The sequence below is a fragment of the Bradyrhizobium iriomotense genome, from assembly GCF_018130765.1.
GTDB classification, from domain to species: Bacteria; Pseudomonadota; Alphaproteobacteria; order Rhizobiales; family Xanthobacteraceae; genus Bradyrhizobium; species Bradyrhizobium iriomotense_A.
Genome location: NZ_JAFCJZ010000003.1, coordinates 365,977 through 386,879, shown reverse-complemented (window position 1 = coordinate 386,879; position 20,903 = coordinate 365,977). Strand labels below are relative to the sequence as shown.

Annotated in this window: 18 protein-coding genes and 1 tRNA gene; 4 read left to right on the top strand and 15 right to left on the bottom strand. The window is 64.7% G+C overall.

All coding sequences use genetic code 11. The features are described from left to right. Positions 1-53: 53 nt before the first annotated feature. From JQ635_RS08035 to JQ635_RS08020, 4 genes are all read right to left on the bottom strand, one after another. The gene (locus JQ635_RS08035; protein ID WP_211409323.1) at positions 54-1,307 is read right to left on the bottom strand and encodes an ABC transporter substrate-binding protein; all 1,254 of its coding nucleotides are present in this window, start codon (positions 1,305-1,307) and stop codon (positions 54-56) included. Between the two features lie 336 nt (positions 1,308-1,643). Further along, complete coding sequence (locus JQ635_RS08030) at positions 1,644-2,006, bottom strand: DUF1428 domain-containing protein (protein ID WP_211409322.1); 363 nt, start codon at positions 2,004-2,006, stop codon at positions 1,644-1,646. 175 nt (positions 2,007-2,181) lie between these two features. Continuing rightward, a tRNA-Gln gene (locus JQ635_RS08025) sits at positions 2,182-2,255 on the bottom strand. A 185-nt stretch (positions 2,256-2,440) separates the two neighbouring features. Beyond that, a complete protein-coding gene (locus tag JQ635_RS08020; protein WP_211409321.1) occupies positions 2,441-2,761 on the bottom strand; it encodes a hypothetical protein in 321 nt (106 codons plus the stop codon). A 555-nt stretch (positions 2,762-3,316) separates the two neighbouring features. Here JQ635_RS08020 and JQ635_RS08015 point away from each other — a divergent pair. From JQ635_RS08015 to JQ635_RS08005, 3 genes are read left to right on the top strand one after another with little or no spacing between them, the layout of a single operon-like run. Beyond that, a complete protein-coding gene (locus JQ635_RS08015) occupies positions 3,317-5,350 on the top strand; it encodes a BTAD domain-containing putative transcriptional regulator (protein WP_211409320.1) in 2,034 nt (677 codons plus the stop codon). A 35-nt stretch (positions 5,351-5,385) separates the two neighbouring features. Then, a complete protein-coding gene (locus JQ635_RS08010) occupies positions 5,386-6,327 on the top strand; it encodes a phosphatase PAP2 family protein (protein WP_211409319.1) in 942 nt (313 codons plus the stop codon). Then, positions 6,314-7,300 carry a G1 family glutamic endopeptidase gene (locus JQ635_RS08005; RefSeq protein WP_211409318.1) on the top strand — a complete coding sequence of 329 codons (987 nt, stop codon included), beginning with the start codon at positions 6,314-6,316 and terminating at the stop codon, positions 7,298-7,300. Before JQ635_RS08010 ends, JQ635_RS08005 begins: the two co-directional genes overlap by 14 nt. Before the next feature lie 47 nt (positions 7,301-7,347). Here JQ635_RS08005 and JQ635_RS08000 read toward each other — a convergent pair whose 3' ends face one another. From JQ635_RS08000 to JQ635_RS07975, 6 genes are all read right to left on the bottom strand, one after another. Beyond that, positions 7,348-8,295, bottom strand: a complete 948-nt coding sequence (locus tag JQ635_RS08000; protein ID WP_246583359.1) for a Bug family tripartite tricarboxylate transporter substrate binding protein — start codon at positions 8,293-8,295, stop codon at positions 7,348-7,350. An 80-nt stretch (positions 8,296-8,375) separates the two neighbouring features. Beyond that, positions 8,376-9,563, bottom strand: coding sequence for an iron-containing alcohol dehydrogenase (locus tag JQ635_RS07995; RefSeq protein ID WP_211409316.1), 1,188 nt, complete (start codon positions 9,561-9,563; stop codon positions 8,376-8,378). Continuing rightward, positions 9,520-10,557 carry a 4-hydroxythreonine-4-phosphate dehydrogenase PdxA gene (gene pdxA, locus JQ635_RS07990; RefSeq protein ID WP_211409315.1) on the bottom strand — a complete coding sequence of 346 codons (1,038 nt, stop codon included), beginning with the start codon at positions 10,555-10,557 and terminating at the stop codon, positions 9,520-9,522. The genes JQ635_RS07995 and pdxA overlap by 44 nt, the downstream gene beginning before the upstream one ends. Next, entirely contained in the window at positions 10,554-11,660 is a 1,107-nt protein-coding gene (locus JQ635_RS07985) for a four-carbon acid sugar kinase family protein (protein ID WP_211409314.1), read from the bottom strand. Before JQ635_RS07985 ends, pdxA begins: the two co-directional genes overlap by 4 nt. A 2-nt stretch (positions 11,661-11,662) precedes the next feature. Next, the gene (locus JQ635_RS07980; RefSeq protein WP_211409313.1) at positions 11,663-13,102 is read right to left on the bottom strand and encodes an FAD-binding oxidoreductase; all 1,440 of its coding nucleotides are present in this window, start codon (positions 13,100-13,102) and stop codon (positions 11,663-11,665) included. Between the two features lie 27 nt (positions 13,103-13,129). Then, positions 13,130-14,053 (bottom strand): dihydrodipicolinate synthase family protein, encoded by a 924-nt coding sequence (locus JQ635_RS07975; RefSeq protein WP_211409312.1) that lies wholly within the window; start codon positions 14,051-14,053, stop codon positions 13,130-13,132. A 102-nt stretch (positions 14,054-14,155) separates the two neighbouring features. Between JQ635_RS07975 and JQ635_RS07970 the strand changes: the two genes are divergently transcribed. Next, a complete protein-coding gene (locus JQ635_RS07970; RefSeq protein ID WP_246583358.1) occupies positions 14,156-15,019 on the top strand; it encodes an IclR family transcriptional regulator in 864 nt (287 codons plus the stop codon). Between the two features lie 15 nt (positions 15,020-15,034). Here the strand turns inward: JQ635_RS07970 and rnz are convergent, their stop codons facing one another. From rnz to JQ635_RS07945, 5 genes are all read right to left on the bottom strand, one after another. Then, entirely contained in the window at positions 15,035-15,937 is a 903-nt protein-coding gene (rnz, locus tag JQ635_RS07965; protein WP_211409311.1) for a ribonuclease Z, read from the bottom strand. 52 nt (positions 15,938-15,989) lie between these two features. Beyond that, the gene (locus tag JQ635_RS07960; RefSeq protein ID WP_211409310.1) at positions 15,990-16,973 is read right to left on the bottom strand and encodes an antibiotic biosynthesis monooxygenase; all 984 of its coding nucleotides are present in this window, start codon (positions 16,971-16,973) and stop codon (positions 15,990-15,992) included. An 11-nt stretch (positions 16,974-16,984) separates the two neighbouring features. Further along, positions 16,985-18,382 (bottom strand): guanine deaminase, encoded by a 1,398-nt coding sequence (gene guaD / locus JQ635_RS07955; RefSeq protein ID WP_211409309.1) that lies wholly within the window; start codon positions 18,380-18,382, stop codon positions 16,985-16,987. 15 nt (positions 18,383-18,397) lie between these two features. Continuing rightward, positions 18,398-19,570, bottom strand: coding sequence for a multidrug effflux MFS transporter (locus tag JQ635_RS07950; RefSeq protein ID WP_349631844.1), 1,173 nt, complete (start codon positions 19,568-19,570; stop codon positions 18,398-18,400). 444 nt (positions 19,571-20,014) lie between these two features. After that, positions 20,015-20,788, bottom strand: a complete 774-nt coding sequence (locus tag JQ635_RS07945) for an alpha/beta fold hydrolase (RefSeq protein ID WP_211409307.1) — start codon at positions 20,786-20,788, stop codon at positions 20,015-20,017. Between the last annotated feature and the right edge of the window lie 115 nt (positions 20,789-20,903).

Below are 20,903 nucleotides of genomic sequence, written 5' to 3'. Positions count from 1 at the left end.
GCTCTATCAAGCCTTGTGAAACAGGTGGGGCTGCAGGTCCCGCCTTCGCATGATCACCAGCCCTTGTAGGGCAGCACCGGCGCCTTCTCGCCATTGGCCTTCGGCCAGACCGAGACGTAGTTCTCGCCGTCCTGAAGCTGGATGATGTAGGCCGAGGCCAGGATGTTCTGGCCCTTGTCATCGAACTTCACGCCCTTGTAGCCCATGATGAGCTGCCCGGGCTTGAGGTCGGTCGCCTTCAGCGCGGCCTGGATCTTGGCCGGATCGGTCGAGCCGGCGCGGTCGATGGCGTCGACCAGCACGAAGAAGCCCTGCATCTGGCGGCCGACGGTGTCGTCCATCTCCTCGCCGCTCTTCTTCTTGTACATGTCGGCGATGATGGCGGACGGCGATCCGGAGGGCCCCACCGCCCAGGACGAGCGGTTGAAGACGCCCTGCGAGAGCTTGCCGACCGCCTTGATGAAGGACGGATCGGAATAGCCGGCATCGTCCGCAAGCAGCAGCGGCGGCTTGTAGTCGAGCGACTGCATCGTCTTGGCGAACAGGATCGCATCCGAGGTGTAGCTGATCATCAGCACGACGTCGGGCTTCTTCTCCTTGAGCTGAAGCACCTGGGCCTGCAAATCGGTGGCGTTGACGGCATAGGCGATGTCGATGACGCCGCCACGCCCCTTCTCCTTGAATCCGGAGGCGATCGTGTTGGCGACCGAGGTGCCGTATTCGGTGTTGTCATGGACCAGCGCGATGCTGTCGGTCTTGGCGCCGGCCGCTTTCATGTCGGTGAGGAATTCGTCATAGATGCGGACGAAGTCCGGCGCGATCGGCGTGGTGCGGAAGAACCATTTGAAGCCGCGCTCGGTGAGATTGGCGGCAACCGATTCCGGCGTCAGGAACGGGATGCCGTATTTCTCGGCAATCGCGCTCGAGGTCAGCGTGATGCCGGACTGATAGGCCCCGAGGATCGCGGCGACCTTCTCTTCCGTGATCAGACGCAGCGCCTGGTTCTGCCCTGTCGCCGGGCTGCCCTGGTTGTCGGCGAACACCACCTCGACCTTGGCGCCGCCGAGGCCGGCAAGGCCGGCATTCTTCGCCAGCGGGAGACTGCCGAGCTCCGGATGGGCGTTGTTGATGATGTCCATGGCGACCTCGAGCGCCGCCTTGGCGTGCGCGCCGATCGAGGCCGTGCCGCCGGACATCGGCAGGATCGCCCCGATCTTGACGACCTTGTCCTGCGCTGTTGCGCCCGAGACGAGCGCAGAGGACATTGCGGCCGCGCAAAGCAGCCTCGTGACCTGCTTCAATGTCATGAAATCAGACCTCCCCAAGGGTTTCCCCAACCAAGATTTTTTGGAGAGCCTGGGCGAAACGCCCGCCTCCGTTTGATTATGCCTGGCTGCGGGAGGATGGCATGCCGACTGACGACCGGCAAGGTGAAACGGGCTGCGACGATGCTGCATATGGGAGCAGCGATTGCGCGCACTCAATCTGACATAGCTTTGTGTTAGCGCGACAACTACGACGAGGATCGTCGGTGCAAGAACGTGTAGCCCGGGTGAGCGAAGCGACACCCGGGACAACAGCGGCCGCCATCTCCGGATGTCGCTTCGCTCATCCGGGCTACGGGTCTCCCCGCTCCCCTTCGCTCAACTCATTACGTCGCTTGCCCGCAGCAGCGTCGCGAAGCCGCCATAGATCATGCGCTTGCCGTCGAACGGCATGTCGCCGCGCTTGAGCCGCGGGTCCGCCATCACCTTCATGTTGACGGCGTCGCGCGTCTCCCGGTCGCGATAGACGATCCAGGAGAACACCACGACCTCCTCCTCCTTCGCCATCACCGCGCGCGGAAACGACGTCAGTTCGCCATAGGGAACGTCGTCACCGATGCACTCGACATAATCGAGCGCACCATGCTCCATCCAGACCGCGCAGGCCGTTCGCGCCAGGGCCTTGTAGGCCTCGATCTTGTCCTTCGGGACCGCCAGCACGAAACCATCGACATAGGGCATTCCTGATCTCCTCGGGTTGTATGTGCCCCAAGGACGACGGGGAGCGCGGCGGGCCGACGTCGAAGACGCCATTTCCACTGAGGCAAACCGTCGCGAGCAACAGTGCGACACTCCGGTTTCCAGAATGGTACGGCGCCGGAGCCGACAAATCATTCTTCAGAAAAGCGCCCGGAATTGGCTGGGGAACCTGGATTCGAACCAAGACAAACAGAGTCAGAGTCTGTTGTGCTACCGTTACACCATTCCCCAACGGAATAGTCGAACAAATTCAATGCCTTACTGATCTGTCCGACTTTGGCCGGAAGCGCGTTTGGCGCAAATCACGGCTCAGGCGTGGCAGCCTTCTACCCGCTCGCATCTGGGCTGGCAAGCGCTCCGGTGGATGGCTCGTCAGCCCAATGGCGGGACCGGGATACGACCGGAGCGAACGTCCCCTAATGCATGCGGCCGATGCTGACGACGATCTCGCCCCGGCTATGAGCGATCATCACCTGACCATATTCGTCCTGCGGCGGGCTCTCCTCGTAGCGGAGCGGGATCGTGGTGATCTGCTCCTGCGCCGCGCCGGCCGGCTGCTCCGCGTCCACATCGAGGATCAGGATCTTCGGATTGATCCCCTGCGGTGAGCGCTTGGTCAGGCGGGCCTGCCAGCCATTGCTCGGGACCCGCACGTCGCCAATCATGATCAGCCTGGGCGGCGCACCCGGCGCGCGGTCGATCCAGGCCTTGAAGGTGTTTCTCAGCAGGACAGTCATGATGCACCTCTCCCTCGCCAAGTTGCGCGATCCTGCGATCGCGGGCGAAACATAGGCGGCACAGCGAAGCGAAACGTGAATGACCCGTGAATCGGGCGAGCCGGCGAGCTCCCGCTGCGAAGACCACGAGCCTGCCACCACACGATACCGACCGGCGCGGCGCTTGTGCCGGTTCGCGACACATGTCGGCCGGCGAACAAGTCGGACGTACTCGCGTGTGAGTTGCCGACGGCTTGCGACCGCATCGCGCGCTTGGTGCAGGTGAGCGAAAACTCGCCATTCACGCTCATTTCACGCTCGTCGGCTCCAAGTGAGGAGCGATTTTCATTTTGCCCGCAAGGTCGCATTCCTATCGCTCAGCAACCCTTGACCGTCTGACAACCCAAGATGTACCATTTCGGCATTGCACCAAATCCGGCGGGCTGCATTCCTGAGCTCACGAGTCATTGGTTTCGCGGACAACGCGAACCGATTATCTGTATTTCACCAAGCCTAAGCTCCCGGGACCTGCCCTCCTGTATTGTCGTCGACGATGTCGACGGGGGATGGGACGAGATGTCGGGAGTTGGCGGCGACAAGGCGGCAGGCGGGAGCGCGACCGGCCGCCTGCGGCTGAATATCATCGAAGCATTTTCAGCATCGGTGGACGGACACGAGATCGCGCTCGGCCGCAAAGCGCAAGCGCTTCTCGGCTACATGATGCTCTCCTCCGCACGACAATTGCCCAGGACCAAACTGGTCGGCCTGCTCTGGAGCGAGAAGGAAGATCCGCTCGCCAAGGGTTCGCTGCGTCAATCGCTGAGCCAAATCCAGCGCGAACTCAAGACGTACGGCTGCACGCATTTCCATGCCGACCAGATGTACGTGGCACTCGATATCGAGCAGGTCGCATGTGACCTGATGGAAATCATCGCGGATGCCGAGGGCGGCATCGTCCATCCCACCCTGCTCGCACGCGAACGCCTGACCGACGGCATTCTCGACGACCTGGAAGGTGTCGATCCCGCATTTTCGGATTGGCTTGCAGAGACGCGACCGCTGATCCACGAACGGCTGATCGATGCCCTGACGAGACTGCTTCCCGATGAGGGCCAAGCCGATGTCACGGCCACCGCGGAGGCTGCAGCCAAGTCCATCTACCGGCTGGATTCCGAGAACGAGCGCGCCATTCGCGTTCTCATCAGGAGCCACATCGCGTCCGGAAGTATCGGTGCCGCGCTCGCGATCTATGCACGGCTCTGGCGCCAGCTCGAAGACACCTACGACATCGAGCCGCACAAGCTCACGCAAGAGCTGATTGCCGGCCTGCGACAGCAGCAACCCGAGACAGTCACGCGGCCGGTCGTGTCCTCGGCGGCAGCCCCCGCGCTCGGCCTCGCCGGATTTGCCGCGAGCCGGCCATCGGTTGCCGTTCTGCCCTTCCGCGCGCTGTCGCCGGCGCTCGAGCCCCAGTTCACGATCGGTATCGTCGACAGCGTCGTGCAGGCCCTGTCGACTCTGAAAGAGCTGTTCGTGATCTCGCGCGGCTCGACCATGATCCCGATGTCCCAGACACCGGATCTGCGCGCCATCGGCCGCGATCTCAATGCGCAATATCTGCTGCACGGAAGCATTCAGCGCGCCGGCGATCAGATCCGGATCTCGACCGAGCTCGTTGCCGCCGAAACGGTCGAAGTCGTTCGTGTCGATCGCCTCAGCGGGACTGCGGCCGACGTCTTCGACCTGCAGGACCGCATCGCCGTCGAGGTCATACGCTCGCTGGCGCCTCAAGTACGCGACCGGGAGCTACATCGCGCAATGCAAAAAAGGCCCGACGACCTCGATGCATACCAGTTGGCCCTTGTCGGCTACGACCAGATGTTCAGCCCTGACTACACGACATTCGTGACGGCGCGAACCAACTTCGAGCGGGCGCATATGCTCAGCCCGAATTGGGCTCCGCCGCTGTCCTACAGCGCGATCTGGCACATGCAGCGCGTGGCGCGCGGATGGTCCGCGAATGCACCGAACGAGCTCGACACCGCGCGGGCGCTCGCCGAACGGGCGCTGGAGCGCAACTCGGCCGATCCGCTCGCCAATGCGGTGGGCGGCTACACGCTGTCGCAATGCAAGCACGATCATGTCGAGGCGCTCAAACAGCTCGACCGCGCCATCGAGCTCACCCCGAATCTCGCGCTCGCATTCGCATACCGGGCTGCCGTGCATGTTCGCTGCGAACGATATGCGGACGCACTCAGCGATGCGGCGATCAATCTACGCCTGTCGCCGCGAGACCGGCACGCCTGGTTCGCAGAGATGATTTCGGCCCAGGCCCACTTTGCCATGAACGATTTGAACTCGGCCATCGAACACGCGACGCGGGTCGCGACGCTGCTGCCCAGCAACCAGGTGAACCTGCGCGTTCTCGTTGCTGCGCTCGCGGAAAGCGAACGTCTCGACGATGCACAGAGTTTTGCGCGGCCGCTGATCACGGACGGCCAGCTCGACCTGAAATGGATCGCGACGTCGCCATGGCCAAAGTCGACCCTGGCGCGCATCGAAGCAGCACTTTCACGGCTGGCGTCGACACTCCGGCACGGAAACACCTGAGGCAGCACCGACAAATCGCACCAGAGGAGGCACATATGGCGGGCGGATACGGAGGATACGGCGGCTACGGCGGGTATGGCGGCTACGGAGGATATGGCGGCTATGGAGGATACGGCGGCACCGGCGGATCGGGCGGCGCCATGTTCGCCGACCGCGCCAATCTTCCGTTCGCAGGGGATCCTGGAATCAGCGAAGTCACATTCAATACCGCCGGTTTCGGCACGCGGCTCTGGTCGACCCGGTGGTACGCGTGGGTCGTGATGTCCGATCTCGCCAGTCGGGCAGATTGGCTCGAGCGACTCGGCGGGTTTGCACTGCTTGGCGCGGGACCGACGCCATGGGACGGCGATCTCGAAGTCGACATTGTCGAGTTGAGAAGGATGACCGCCGTACCACTCTCCGAGCGCGCCGATGCAATCGACGAAATCGTGACCGAGGCCGACGAGTTCATCAGCAAGTTTCTGCACCTCGTGTCCGCCACGGCGACGACACATCCGGCGACATCGCGCATGTTGATCGTTGCCGATGCCCTCACCGCCCTGATCTCGATGCACTACAAGGCGCATTTCAATCGTCCGCGCCCTACGCAGGTAGTCCCCGGACTGATGTCGCCGATCCAGCACGGCGGGCACGCCTCCTTCCCTAGCGGCCACGCCACCCAATCGCACGTTTTTGCGGCGCTCCTCACCGAAGTGATGCCGAAGTGGCTCGGTGATCCAACTCCGGAAGCTCCTGAGAGAACCACGATCGAAAAGTCGCTTAGCGTTCTCGCCGACAGAGTTTCGCGGAATCGCGAGATCGCCGGCCTACACTATCCGTCGGATACGAGGGCGGGAGTGAAGCTGGCGACGGCGATCACCAGAAAAATTCTCCTGGATCGGACCTACCTGCCGAAGTTCGCAGAGCTCGTCGACAATGCGAAGCGCGAGTGGAAGGACACCGGCGTCTTCACGGGAGGAAAAAATGCCGGAGAATGACAGCTACGGCTTCTACGAAGTCGTGCCCAACGGCTTCAATCTTCTCGACGCGACACCCGACAAGCTCGATCTCTACGGCATTCCACAAAAGCCGGATTCCGTCGCCGAGCCGCGCCTGTTCGAGTTCTGGAAAAGGCTCGTGTCGTCGCCATTCACAGCACGACGACCAACATTCAGCACCATCGATCCTCCGTTGCTGGGAGGTCCGCTCCAGTCGCTGATGAACTGGTCAGGTGCACTCATCGCTCCGTCCGCGCCGGAGCGGATCGTCTTCGCCGCGGCTGGATGGAATGCGCCGAAAGTGAGCCTGCCGTCGGCACCGGCGCTTTTCACGCCCTCGAACGATCCAAGATCGTTGTTATGGGTGGGCCTCGACGGCCACAACGGCGCGATTGCGAACATCTCCCTGCCTCAAATCGGCACCGGCCACTGGCCGAATCACAAGCCCCAACACTTCGTGTGGTGGGAGTGGTGGCGCAACTCTGCGTTGGATGGAGGGACCGGCGCGCCCCCACAAGCAATCACGCTGATCGACAACCTCCCGATCGACGCCGGCGACGAGATCCTTGCCGGTCTTGCCGTTCAGGTCAGCGGAGACGTGCTCTTCTTCATCAAGAACCAGAACAGCGGCGAGTTTCGCTCGTTTCTCGCCCGGCCTCCAGGCGCAATCCTGCCGCTTGGATCATCGGTGGAATGGGTGGTGGAGCGGCCGACAGACCCTCCCAGCCGCAAATTGTTCCCACTTCCCGCTTATGGTTCGGTGGATTTCAAATATTGCCTGGCGCGAGCAACAACCAATGGGCCACTCGCGCCGGGGCGCTTGATGACGCTGGACGACAAGGCGCTCATGATCCACATGCGCGAGGCTTTCGCGGATCCCTATCGTACCGTTTCCGTCTCGACCCCGGAGCTACGGCGGAATAAAGATGGCTCGATTGACGTGACGTGCACTTTCAATGAGCCGACAAACTGATTGGCCGCCATCCGGTCCGGAGCCATATCTGATGTCGTTCTCTACACCTACTCCAGCTTGATGTTCGCGGCTTCAATCACCTTCTTCCAGCGTGTCGTTTCCGCGGCGATGTAGGCTGCGAACGGCTCCGAATCCACCGCCACCGCGGTCGCGCCGAGCTCGGCCATCTTCTGCACCGTCTCCGGCTGCTGCATGAAGGAGCGGATCTCAGCCGAGAGCTTTTCGACGATCGGCTTCGGCGTGCCCGCAGGCACGAAGAAGCCGTGCCAGGCCACGGCCTCGAAGCCCGGCAGGAATTCCGCCACCGCCGGGACCTGCGGATCGAAGTCGGCCCGCTTCGGCGTTGCCGTCGCAAGCATCGCGAGCTGGCCGGTCTTCACCTGCGGCAGCAGCAGCGGCACGTTGTCGAAGGCGAGATCGATCTGGCCGCTGAGCAGGTCCGTCAGCATCTGGCTCGAGCCCTTGTAGGGCACGTGCACCATCTTGGTGCCGGTCATCTGCTGAAACAGCTCGCCGGCCAGATGCTGCGAGGTGCCGACGCCGGCCGAGCCGAACGAGACCTTGTCCGGGTTGGCCTTCAGATAGGCGATCAGATCAGGCACGGTACGCGCCTTGATCTTGTTGGGATTGACGACGAGCACGTTGGGCACGACGCTGATCTGGGCGACCGGCACCAGATCCTTGTCCGGCTGGTAGCTCAGCTTCCGGCCGTAGAGCGACGGGTTGATCGCGAGCGCGGATGTGCTGGCAAGGCCGAGCGTGATGCCGTCAGGCGCCGACTTCGCCAGCCGCGTCACGCCGAGGATCGAGCCGGCGCCGCCGACATTTTCCACCACGAAGGGCTTGCCGAGCTTCACCTGCAAATGGTTCGAGACCATGCGCGCGAAAATGTCGGCGGTACCGCCGGCGGCGAAGGGAACGATCACCGTCACCTGCTTGGACGGATAACCGTCCTGCGCCTTCACCGGCGACGTCGCCAGCAACACTGCTGACATAAGACCAAGCCACATCGATCTCATCGAAGTTTCCTCTACTTTCACTGTGTTGTTGATTGGCCGCGCACGGCAGAGAGCAGTTAGAACGCGACCTCGTACATGTTGAGGATCGCATCCCGGCTCAAATCGCGCGGGTTGTTGTCGAGCAGGCGGCGAATGGCGTGCGCCTCGTCGGCCATCACGCCGAGGTCGTTTTTGGGCACGCCGAGCGCGGACAGCCGCATCTCGATGCCGAGATCCTTGCAGAACGCGTAGGTCGCCTCGAACGCGAGCTTCGGGTCGCGTTGTTCGGGAAGCCCCAGCGCCCCCAGCACGGCGACGGTCTTGTCTTCCACCGCGGACATGTTGAAGGCCAGCGTGTGCGGGAAGATCACCGCACAGGCCAGGCCATGCGCGACATGATGGCGCGTGCCCAGCGGATAGGCCACCGCGTGGCCTGCCGTGGTGTTCACCGGTCCCAGGCAATAGCCGCCATACAGCGAGGCCAGGGAAAGACCAGCGCGCGCCTCGCGGTCGCCGCCATCGGCCACCGCGCGCTTGAGATAGCGTCCGACCAGCCGCGCGCCTTCGAGCGCGTAGAGATCGATCGTCGGGTGCGCCTTGCGGCTGGTATAGGCCTCGACGCAATGCGCCAGCGCATCGACGCCAGTCGCCGCCGTCACCTCCTTCGGCACGGTCATGGTCAGGTCCGGATCGACGATGGCGATATCGGCGAGCATGAAGCGGCTCTGCACCGCCTGCTTGTTCTGGCTGACGGGATCGGTGACCAGCGCGCGGGTGCCGGCCTCGCTGCCGGTGCCCGACGTGGTCGGGATCTGCATCAGCGCCACGCTGCGGCCCGCGACCTTCTCCGGCCCGACGATGTCGGCAAAGGGCACGTCAGACCTGCACATCACCGCGACCAGCTTGGCGAGATCCATCGCGCTGCCGCCGCCGAAGCCGACGACGAGATCGGGCTTGGCGTCCTTCGCCATCGCCACCGCCTTCTCGAGATTCGGCAGGTCCGGCTCAGGCTTCACGTCGCCGAACACCTTCACGGCACCCGGCAGCGCCAGCGTGTCGACGCGGCGCGCGTTGAACGGGTCCGAGATCACCAGCGGCCGCTTGGCGCCGATCCGCTCGGCGAAACGCGCCGCCGCGGTGATCGTGCCGTTGCCGAACTCCAGGATGGTGGGGCGTTGGATTTCGATGGGCGTGAAGGCGTTGGTCATCGTGCGTTCGATCTCATGATTTGGCTGCGGAGGCGCCGGCGGCGAGCCGCACGGCATAGTCGATGGCCTCGATCAGGCTGTGCTCGTTGGCGATGCCCTTGCCGGCAATGTCGAAGGCGGTGCCGTGATCGACGGAGGTGCGGATGATCGGCAGGCCCAGCGTGATGTTGACGCCGGAAAGCTCCTGCCAGCGGCCGGTCGCGGGATCGACCTGGAAGCCGAGCAACTTGACGGGAATGTGCCCCTGATCGTGATACATCGCGACCGCAGCATCGAACTGGCCGGCGCGCAGCTTGACGAAGATGGTGTCGCCCGGCACCGGCCCGACGACGTCGAGGCCGTCGGCGACCGCTTTCGCGATCGTCGGCGCCGACACGTCGATGTCCTGCCGGCCGAACAGGCCGCCCTCGCCCGCATGCGGATTGAGCGCGGCGACCGCGATCTTCGGCTTGGCAACGCCGAGGAGGCGCAGCGCGTCGTTGGTGAGGTCGATCACCATGCGCAGGCGCTCCGGCGTCAGGCGCTTCGGCACGTCCTCCAGCGCGACATGAGTCGAGACGTGGCTGACGCGCATGTTGCCATGGGCGAGCAGCATCACCGAGCCGCGCACGCCGGTGAGATGCGCCAGCATCTCGGTATGGCCGGGGAAATGATAGCCGGCCTTGTTGAGGGCTTCCTTGTTGAGCGGCGCGGTGACGATGGCCGCGGTGCGGCCGGCCTGCGTCAGGCGCACGCCCTGCTCGATCGCCTTGTAGGCGAAGCGGCCGCCATCGGCGCTGAGCACGCCGGGCTTGATCGGATCGCCCTCGGCGTCGGCCTGCAGGTAGCAGAGATTGGGCCATTCGCGATCGTCGGCCGTCACCTCCGGGATCGCAACGTCGGCGCCGAGCGCGGCCTTCGCGCCTTCCAGCGCCGCGCCACTGCCGATGACGAGCAGGCGTAGATCCCCCTTCGTGATCCGCTCCTTCAGCCCGACGCAGGCCTTGACGATGATCTCCGGTCCGATCCCGGCCGGATCGCCCATGGTGATGGCAAGATGACGAGAGGTCATATCGGACTCTCCATTCTGAGCAGATGATTGTCCCGGAGCAGGTCGCGCCACAGCTCGCTGTTGCCGAACGCTCCAGACTTTGAAACGACGTCGACACCGGCCCAGCGCCCGCCTTGCAGGATCGAACGCGGCAATCCCGGTACGATGCGTCCTGTCACCTGGAGCGCATGCGCGCCAAGGGCAACACATGCGGCCTTCAAGGTCTCGCCGCCGGCGACGATCAATGTGCCGGGCGGATCGAGCGCCGCAATCAATGCCGCCATCTCGCGCGCGATCCGCTGCGCCGCTTCAGCGCGCGACAGGCCTTCGGCGAGTGAGAATTTGACCATGGCGACGCGGTCCTCGGCCAGCTTGCGCTGAACGCGCGTCGCGCCCTCGCCTTCCGAAAGCGCAATCGTCGCCTCTCCGCACGCAGCCAGCTGGGAGGCGGTGGCGGGCTGATCGGAGCCGAACAGCCCCAGCACCGGCAACTTCAGTTGGCTCGGCGCATCGGCACGGTGACTGCGCGCGAGCGCGCCGGCCAATCCGCCGCTTCCGCACCACAGCACGGGCCCCGGCATGCGCCATCCCATCTCGACGACGCGATCGAGGTCGATGTCGCTCTCGGCATCGAACACCTGAACGCCGCCATGCGACAGCGTATCGGAGCCGACCTGTCGCGCCTCGATGCCGTCTTGTCTCAACTGATCCAGCAAATTGTCGCCGACCCGGTGCCACTCGCCTTGCACGTTGCGCGCAAATTGCTGGCCGCCTGCGGTGCGGCGCCCCTGATAGTCGAACGCGGGCGCGACCACACAGGATGCCCAATGGCCGCTGCGCAGGCAGGCGCCGAGCTCGGCCGCCCACGCCCCACGCAGGAGGCTGTCGAACTTCTTGTAGGCGATCGTCGCTCCCTGAAGCTGCGGCGCCAGCCGGCCGACGATCTCGACGCTCTCGGCCCTCGACCGCTCCCGCGTGCCACTGTCGATCGCGAGGCTCCCGGAGCCCGACGTCGCGGGTGCCTCCGGCCAGGTGACGTCGAACGGTCCGCACAGGCCGACGAACTCCGCCGCGGTGTCGAGCGCACCGGTGAGATCGTCAGCAAGCAGGCGGACGCTCGTCATCGTCATCTCGCTCCCGCGCCAAAAATCTTGCCGGGATTCATCAGACCATGCGGATCGAGCAATTGCTTGATGTCGCGCATCAGCGCGATGTCGAGCGGATCGGCGACCCGCGCGAGCCGGCCGCGATTGGTGATGCCGATGCCGTGTTCGGCACTGATCGCCCCGCCCTGCGCCGCGGTCTCGTCATCGACGATCTCGTTGATCTCAGCCACCAGCCTCGCCGTCGCTTCCGGGTCCTGGCAATGCACCCGATCGATCAAGGCCACGACGTGGATGTTACCATCGCCGATATGGCCGTGCATCACGACGTTCGCATGCGGCACAGCGGCCTTGATCCGCGCCTCGACATTGTTGACGAAAGCCGCCTGGCGCTCCAGCGGCACCACGCTGTCATGCGACACCACATAGCCGCTGCGCTTGTTGCCTTCGGAGACGCTGTGCCTGACAGCCCAGATCGCCTTCGCCTGCGCCAGATTGGAGGCCAAGATGGCGTCCTCGGCGAGCCCCGCTTCCATCGCGTCCGCAAGCACCGTCGCCAGCGGCTCGCTAAGATCGACGCCCGCGAGCGTGTCGGTCAGCTCGACGATCAGATACCATGGCGTCGTCAGCTCGAAGGGGATGGTGACATGCGGCACGGTCGCGGCGATCGCCTCGATCTGCGAACGCGACATGATCTCGAGGCTGCCGAGCCGGTCGCCGACCGCGCCGCGCAGGCGCTGCATGATCTCGAGCGCCTGCTCCACGCTCTGCAGCTTCAACAGCGCCAGGGCGGAGCTGCGCGGCGGCGCGAACAGTTTCAGCACCGCCGCGGTGACGATGCCGAGCGTGCCCTCCGCGCCGATGAAGAGCTGCTTGAGCGCGTAGCCCGTATTGTCCTTGCGCAGCGCGCGCAACCCGTTGAAGACGCGACCATCGGGCAGCACGACCTCCAGCCCGAGCACGAGATCGCGCGTCGGACCGTAGCGCAGCACGGCGGTGCCGCCGGCATTGGTCGAGATGTTGCCGCCGATCTGGCAGGAGCCCTCGGCGCCAAGGCTCAGGGGAAAATAGCGATCGACGTCCCGCGCCGCGTTCTGCACCTCGGCAAGGATGCAGCCGGCTTCCACCGTGATCGTGTTGGCGAGCGGGCTGACGTCGCGCACGGTGCGCATGCGGTCGAGCCGGATCACGACATTGCCCGCGTGATCGTCCGGCGTCGCCGCCCCGCACATGCCGGTGTTGCCACCCTGCGGCACGATCGCGAGCCGCCTGGCGGCGCAGAACTTCACGACGGCGGCGACCTCGGCGGTCGAGCCCGGCTTCACCACCGCGACCGCACGGCCGTGGTAGCGCCCGCGCCAGTCCACCACATAGGGCTCCTGGTCAGGTCCGGGCGCGATGACGTGCTTGTCGCCGACGATCGCGGCGAGCCCGGTCAGCGCATCCTGGAAAGACTCGGACATCGGTTCGCCTCGTCGCCCGGGCTTATTCTAGACGGTGGCGGCAGCGAATGCCGCAGCATCTGCAAGCAGCTCTTTCGCTTGAGCCGGCGGCAGCGACTCCAGCGGCGGCCGCAGGCGCTGCCATCCGGCATGGCCGGTGCGTTCAGCGACGATCGTCTTCAGCGAGGCCATCTGCGGGAAGCGCGAGACCAGCTCGCGCGCTTTCACGATACGCGCCTGTGCCGCCTTGAGCGCCGCATCATCGTCGCTGTCGCGAAAATGCTTGTAGACATAGGCAAGGTCGCGCGCGATGAGGTTCGAGGTCGCGGTGATGCAGCCCGCCCCGCCCTTGCGCAGCAGCGGCAGCAGCAGCGGATCGGCCCCGACGAGAACCGAAAAGCCGGGGAAGCGCTCGACCATCGCGGTCATGTTGGCGAAGTCGCCGGAGGAATCCTTGATGCCGGTGAAGACGGCCGGATAGGCCTTGCGCAACCGATCGATCAGCGCATGCGAGATCGGCTGCGCCGACATCTGCGGGATGTGATAGAGCACGACCTTGAGCCTGGCATCGCCGATGCGCTGCACGACTTCGCTGTAGGACGCGTAGATGCCGTCATCGCTGACGCCCTTGTAGTAGAACGGCGGCAGCATCACCACGGTATCGACACCGACCGACAGCGCGTGACGCGTCAGCGCGATGGTCTCGGTAAGCGCAGCGACGCCCGTTCCGGGGAGAAGCCGCCGCGGCGCGATGCCCGCGGCCACCGCCGCCTCGAGCAGGGCCATGCGCTCAGCCGCGGAGAAGGAGTTCGCCTCGCCCGTGGTCCCCAGCAGCGCGATGCCGTCGCAGCCTTCGTCCAGCAGATAGCGGCAATGCGCGACGAAGCGCGCATGATCGGGGGCGAGTTCGGCGTCGAGGGGCGTCAACGCGGCGGAGAACACACCATGAGGGTGTAGCGATGATGTCGACAAACTTCCTCCGATCGTCAATTCGATATTGTTCGGAATGCGAACATTTGTTATGATCTGTCCCGTTGGTAAGAGCAGGCTGCCGCCGCGTCAAGGGCGGCAGTCATGGCGGGGCATTCGGGCATGGCCAAGACTGAGAGCAAGGCTGAGAGCAAGACCACAAAACGCAAGCCTGAAGCGACACCGAAAAATCCAAAGAATTACGTCGCTTCCGTCGGCAAGGCGTTTGCCGTGCTCAAGAGTTTCACCAGCGAGGGCTTCGAGCTCACCCTGAGTGAGATTGCCGCACGCGCCGATCTCGATCGCGGCACCGCGTTCCGGCTGATCCAGACCCTGTGCGAGCTCGGATACCTCCAGGCGGTTCCGCAGAGCCGCCGGTTCCGCCTCGGCGTCGCCTGTCTCGATCTTGGCTATACCGTGCTGTCGCACGGATCCTTGCGGACCATCGTCGAGCCGCTGCTGCGCGAGCTCGTGCCTGCGGTGGGCGATGCGGCCTCGCTCGGCATCCTCGACGGCGGCGACGTGGTCTATCTCGCGCGCATCGGCACCGGTCTCGACCGCCACAAGGTGGACCGTCGGCCGGGCACGCGCATCCCCGCCTACAGCGCCGCGCTCGGCCACGTCATGCTGGCGCATCTGGCCCGCGACGAGCAGATCGCGCGATTGGAGTCACGGCCGCGCGTCAAACTCTCGGAGCGGACGCTCACCGACCTCGATGCCCTGCTCTCCCGGCTCGATCAGGTGAAGAAGAAAGGCCATGCCGTCTCCGACGGAGAGAACGCCTACGGCCTGCGCACGCTGGCAACGCCGATCTTCGATGCGCAGGGTCTGGTGATCGCCGGATTGAGCGTCACCGTCGATGCGATGCGGATGGACATGCCGGCCTTTCGCGACCAGGCGCTGCCGCGGCTGGTGCAGGTGACGAACCAGGCACAGGATCTCGCGATCAAGTCGGGATTGTCGAGCTGAACACGGTCGCGGCGACTAGATGATCACATGGTCGAAGTCGGCGGCGATCCGGCTGTTCGGAAAGATCCTTGCCGCTTCAGTCAGGATCTCCTCGTCTTCGTAGCGCCCTGACATGTGGGTCAGCACGAGCTGACCGACGTTGTTCGCGGCGGCAAAGGACGCCGCCTCTGCCGCGGTGAGATGGCCGTAGTTTCGCGCAGTCGGCGCGTCGCGATCGAGGAACGTCGCCTCGATCACCAGCATGTCGGCGTCGGCAACATGCCTGGAAAGTCCATCCGTTGTCTCGGTGTCGCCGATCACGACGAGCTTTTTGCCGCCGCTCGGCGGCCCCAGGACATCCTCCGGGTCAATCGCTCGGCCATCGACCACGATTGGCCGGCCGGCGGCCAGCTCGCCGCGCAAGGGACCATCGGGGACACCGAGCGCAGCGAGGCGATCGGACTGAAGATGGCGGCGAGCGGGACTCTTGAAGACGAAGCCAAAACTGTCGGTGTCGCGATGGCGGACCGGAAAGCAGTCGATGGTGAAGTCGCCGACGTCGATGACCTGCCCTAGGCTCAGGGCAGCGAACTCCACAGGGATCGGTGCCCTGCCCGCACCCCACAGGCCCGCAAGCATGCGGATGACGAGGTCGAGAGTGCCCTCACCGCCGTGAATGGTCATCACCTCGAAGGTTTGTCGCAAACCCAGTGTCGAGAACAGGCCGGGGATGCCGAGCACGTGATCGAGATGCGCGTGCGTCAGCAGGATGCGGTCGAGCCGCCGGAAGCCGGCGCCACTGCGCAGCAGCTGCCGCTGCGTGCCCTCGCCGCAATCGACCAGGATGCGCTGGCCCGCGGCCTCCACCAGAAGAGCCGGATGGTTGCGCTCCGCCGAAGGAACGCTTGCCGAGGTCCCGAGAAATGTCAGGGCGAACATGGTCGTCGATGTCCAGCGACCGCCCTTCTCCGCGACAGCACGGTGGACGGTCTCACCGTCCCCAATGCCACGCGAGCAGCAGCGCGTACAGGCCCATCGACGCAGCGTAGAGCGCGGCAAGCAGCACGTAGCCCGCGATCTGGCGACTGATCGCCGCCTTCGGCGCCACCCACCAGTCGAGCGCCCTGAAGGCGGCGGGCACGAGCCACCAGCCGAGCAGCTGGGTGCTGACGAGATTGCCGACGAAGAGCGACAGCCAGACAGGCACGCCGTGGCTGTCGATCAGCGGTCTGCTGATGAAATAACCCCAGAGGTACACCACGGGATAGAGCACCAGCAGGACGATGAGATTGCTCTTCCAGATCAACGCGGGCCCCTGCTCCGGCGCCTGGGTCTTGCCGGCCGGGAACCAGAAATTGAAGCCGTAGCTCGCCCGCTTCACGTTCATGCCGGCGTTGAAGCGCGCGCCCTCCTTCAGCAGCGTCTGCCGCAGGGGCGAGTCGAGCCAGGCATTGAGGTTCGCATCGCTGTCGAACGACAGGATGATGATCCATTCGTCATGCAGGCCGGGAATCGGCCGCTCGATCTTGTGGCGCAGAAACCCCTTGAACTCGGCTTCCGCCGCCTGGATGCGCTGCTGCCAAGTGAGGAACGCGTCCTCCAATCCGGCTGGCACCTTGAACGAGATGACGGCGGACACCGCGCTGTCGCGCTGAACGCCGGTATCGGGCAGGATGTGAACGTCCTCCGAGCCAACAAAGAAGCGTTGCACGTCCGCAATCAGCTTCACCCGCACCTCGCTCTGGAGCCAGGCCCGCGCTGCGGCCGGGCTCGCGAAACGCACGATTGTCACCCAGTCCACATGCGCCGGCGGCTGCGGTGGCACCACCTCCTGGCTGAGGAAGCCGGGCCAAGTCTTGAGCACCTCGCCGACCTCGCCGTTCCAGCGCGCGAACGCGGCAAAGCCGTCGTCGGCGATGCGGCGCTGGATGACGAGGGCGACCGGCTGGCCGGCTGTGTCAGGAGATGCGCTCATGAGCGATCGCTTCAGCTCTTCTTGTAGAGACGTTTGCCCATCACCCAGGTCTCGTCGACGCAGCGGTCGTCGCCGACCATCATGACGGCGAACAGCATGCTCGCGACCTCGTCCATCGTGCGCGGACCGGCGCCGTCGGCGATCAGCGACTGGTGCCAGGCCTGCGCGATCTGCCCGCCGTTCGGATCGAGAGCGACGAAATCAGCCTCCTTGCCCGGCTCGAAATTGCCGAGCTTGTCGTCGATGTAGAGGCCTTCGGCGCCGCCGAGCGTGATCGACCAGAAGCCGCGATAGGGCGAGAGCTTGTTGCGTTCGGCTTCCGCAAGGTCCTTGCGGGTCGGATCGATGCTGCCGTCGAGCAGCGTGTTGTTGCACATGCCGACCTTGTACGCGTCATCGAGCACGGAGATCATCGAGAAGCGGTTGCCGCCGCCGACGTCGGTGCCGAACGACATCTTCACGCGGTGCTCCGGATCGGTGGCGCGGCCGAGGCGGAACAGGCCGCTGCCGAGGAACAGGTTGGAGCACGGGCAGAATACCACTGCCGCGCCCTTCTTCGACATGCGACGGAATTCGTTGTTCGAGAGATAGACGCCGTGGCCACCGGAGAACTTCGGCCCCACCAGGTCGAACTTCTCGTAGACGCCGAGATAGTCCTGGCAGTCCGGATGCTCGACCAGCACGCCGCTGCATTCGGCAGGGTTCTCGGAGATGTGGGTGTTGACCCAGCAATCCGGATGCTCGTGCTTGAGGCGCTGACACGCTCTTAGCAGCTCCGGCGAGGCACCGAAGGCGAAGCGCGGCGTGATGGCGTAGAGGTTGCGGCCCTTGTTGTGGTACTGCGCGATCAGCCGCTTGCTGTCGCGATAGAAATTCTCCGGGGTATCGATGAAATCGGCTGGCGCGTTGCGATCGATGCCGGTGAGGCCCGCGATCACGCGCATGTTGCGCCTGCTCGCTTCCTCGAACAGCTCTTCAGTCGAGACCGGCGAGGAGCTCGTGAAGGCCTGGCAGGTGGTGGTGCCGGAGGCGAGCAGCGCGTCGAGGAAACGCTTGACGCCCTCGCGCGCATAGTTGCGATCCCGGTATTTGAGCTCTTCCGGATAGACCCACTTCTGCAGCCACGGCAGGAGCTGCTCGCCATAGGCACCTAACACGCGGGTCTGTGGCAGATGGATGTGGCCGTCGATGAAGCCGGGGACGATGATGCGGTCCTTGATATGGGTGATCTCGACGCCCGGATGGGCGGCGGCGATCTTGTCATAAGGGCCGAACGCCTTGATCACGCCGTCCGTCACGACCATGAGGCCGTCCTGGTGAAAGCGCGCGGCGGCCTGCTCGTTGCCGATATGCTTCCAGGGATCGTCGACGAAGTCGAAGAATGTGCCGCGAATACCAACAGTGGCCATGATCTGGTTCCTTCCTTAAGGCTGTGTGGCCTGCCGCGCCGAGGGCAGCGAGATCGCAAGCAGCGTGCCCGCGACGGCGCAGAGGCCGAGATAGAGCCATCCGATCGGCGCCTGCGTCGCCTCGGGCAGCACCGCCGCGATCGCCATGGCGCCGCTGACGGCGAGATAGCAGAGCGCGCTAATGAGGCCGCCGATCAGGCCGTGGTCGCGCCCGAACAGGCCGAGCGCCATGCCGTACATCATCGGGCACAGCACGCCGCAGCCGGCGAGCACCAGCGCGCCGCCGATCGTGATCGACATGAAATCGAGACCGACGGTCATGCCTGTTACGGTCAGGACCACCGCACCGGCAAGAAACAGCGCGAAGGCACCGAAGCCCAACACGCGGGCCGGCATGAAGCGCGCGAAATGCGCGCAGCCGAGCTCGCCGGCGAGATTGACGCCGCCAAGGCCAAGCGCAACGAGGCCGTAGATGGCCGCGGAATAACCGAGGCCGGTCTGGTAGAAGAACGGGGCGACCACGCCGAACGCCAGCTGCGCGCTGGCCGCCGCGGCAAACACCAGCACGAAAGCCAGGAAGCCCGGGCGGACAAGCGCGTCGCGAAGAATGCCGGCGGTACGACGCGGATCGAACGGCGCCCGCCGCTCGGCCGGCAATGTTTCAGGCAGAAGAAATACGACGATGGTGGCGACGATCGCAGCGGCGATGGCGATGACGACGAAGACGCCACGCCACGAGGTCAGCTCGACAATGAAGCCGCCAGCTGCAGGTGCAAGCACGGGCGCAAGCCCCCAGGCGGCACCCAGCAGACCGGAGATCGCGGTGAGCTCACGGCCGCGGAAGCAATCGGCGGCCACCGCATAGGCGACGACGAGACAGGTACAGCCGCCGATGCCCTGCAGGAAGCGCAGCGCGAGCAGCAGCGAGGCGCTGGTAGCGAGCGCGCAGGCGATGCTCATCGCGATTAGCACCGACAGCCCCGCGAGCAGGACGTTGCGGCGACCGAGCGTATCGGAGGCGATTCCAACAGGCACCAGCGCCAGACTCATGCCGAGCATGTAGGCGGTGACGGTGTTCTGCATCGAGGCAGAGTCGGTTGCGAGATCCACCACCATCTGCGGCAGGCCGGGCGTGTAGGCGTCGAGCGGAATCTGGCTGAATGGCACGACGCACAACAGGATCGGCACGATCCCCCCCCTCGCGCGACCGACGTCCGAAGCAAGTGCAGTCATGGCTTACGCCCCCTCGATCCCCGCGGGCCCTGTCTTTTCGTGCGCGCAATGAGAGGCGACGATGCAGGTTGCGGATATTGACGCGCGGAACGTGCCAGAACTGTGTGTAGAAACTCTTAGAGGTGGCCGTATCGATACCGACGTTGATGGCCGACGTTCCGCCCCGGGGAACCTTCAAACAAAAAATGCGAGAACAACCCCATGCACAGTACAAATCATAGAGGAATTTCGCGTGGCATGGCGCGAGCACGGGCGCTTGACACGTCGGGCAAAACAGGCGCTCGGCTGCATGATCGCCGATTGTGAATACGTCATCGCGCCGCTGCCGTTAACCGCTCGGAAGCCATCGCCGCTACGAATGCAATGCGCTTCGCTTCGCCACGAGGCGCTAGGCGCCGATCAGGTCAGGAAGCCCTCGAGCGCTTCGAGAAACTGCCACGGCGCCTGAAGCTGCGGCACATGTGCGCAACCCGGAATGATCTTGAGTTCGGCACGCGGCAATCCGGCGGCCAGCTCATGCGACATCGGTGGAGGCGTCGCTTCGTCGTGCTCGCCGACCAGAACGAGCACCGGAACCTTCACCGTGGCGAGCTCAGCGCGGAGATCAAGGCCGGCCAAAGCGTCGCATGCGGCGCGAAACACGTCGAGGTCCGTTCGCAGAAAGGCTTCACGACGGTCCCGCATCAGATCGGGGTGCCGCTCCTGAAACTCGGGCGCGAACAGGCGTCGCATCGCGACGTCGGTGATGGCCTGCAGCCCCTTTTCGCGCGAGACCCTCGCCATATTGCGAAACGCTTCGCGGCCGGGCTCCGAGAAGGCAGCGCCGCTGTCGGCGAGAATGAGCTTGCTGGCAATCGCCGGATGCCGGATCGCCATCTGCAAAGCGATGAAACCACCATAGCCATTGCCGAGCACGATTGCCGGCGCACCGCCCGCGGCATCCGTCACAGCCTCTGCCATCCGGTCCGCGACCGCTGCAAGGCCACCCTCCACCGCGCGTGAACCGCCGAACCCCGGCAACTCCGGCACGATGGTGCGAAACGATGTCGCAAGCTCCGGCACGATCGCATCAAAGCTCGCGCGATCCGACAACAGCGAGTGGAAGAGGAACAGCGGCGCCCCCTCGCCCGATTGCGCGGCGTTGACGGTCCCGTTGGCAAGAAGCCTGTCCATGTCCGGTCTTTTCCTCACTTCAGCGGTCGTTGGCGTGCCCTGAGAGCCCCGACTGATAAATCAACTGTCAGGGAATTCAAGCATTTGGCCCTTGACGTGAAATATCACGACTGAG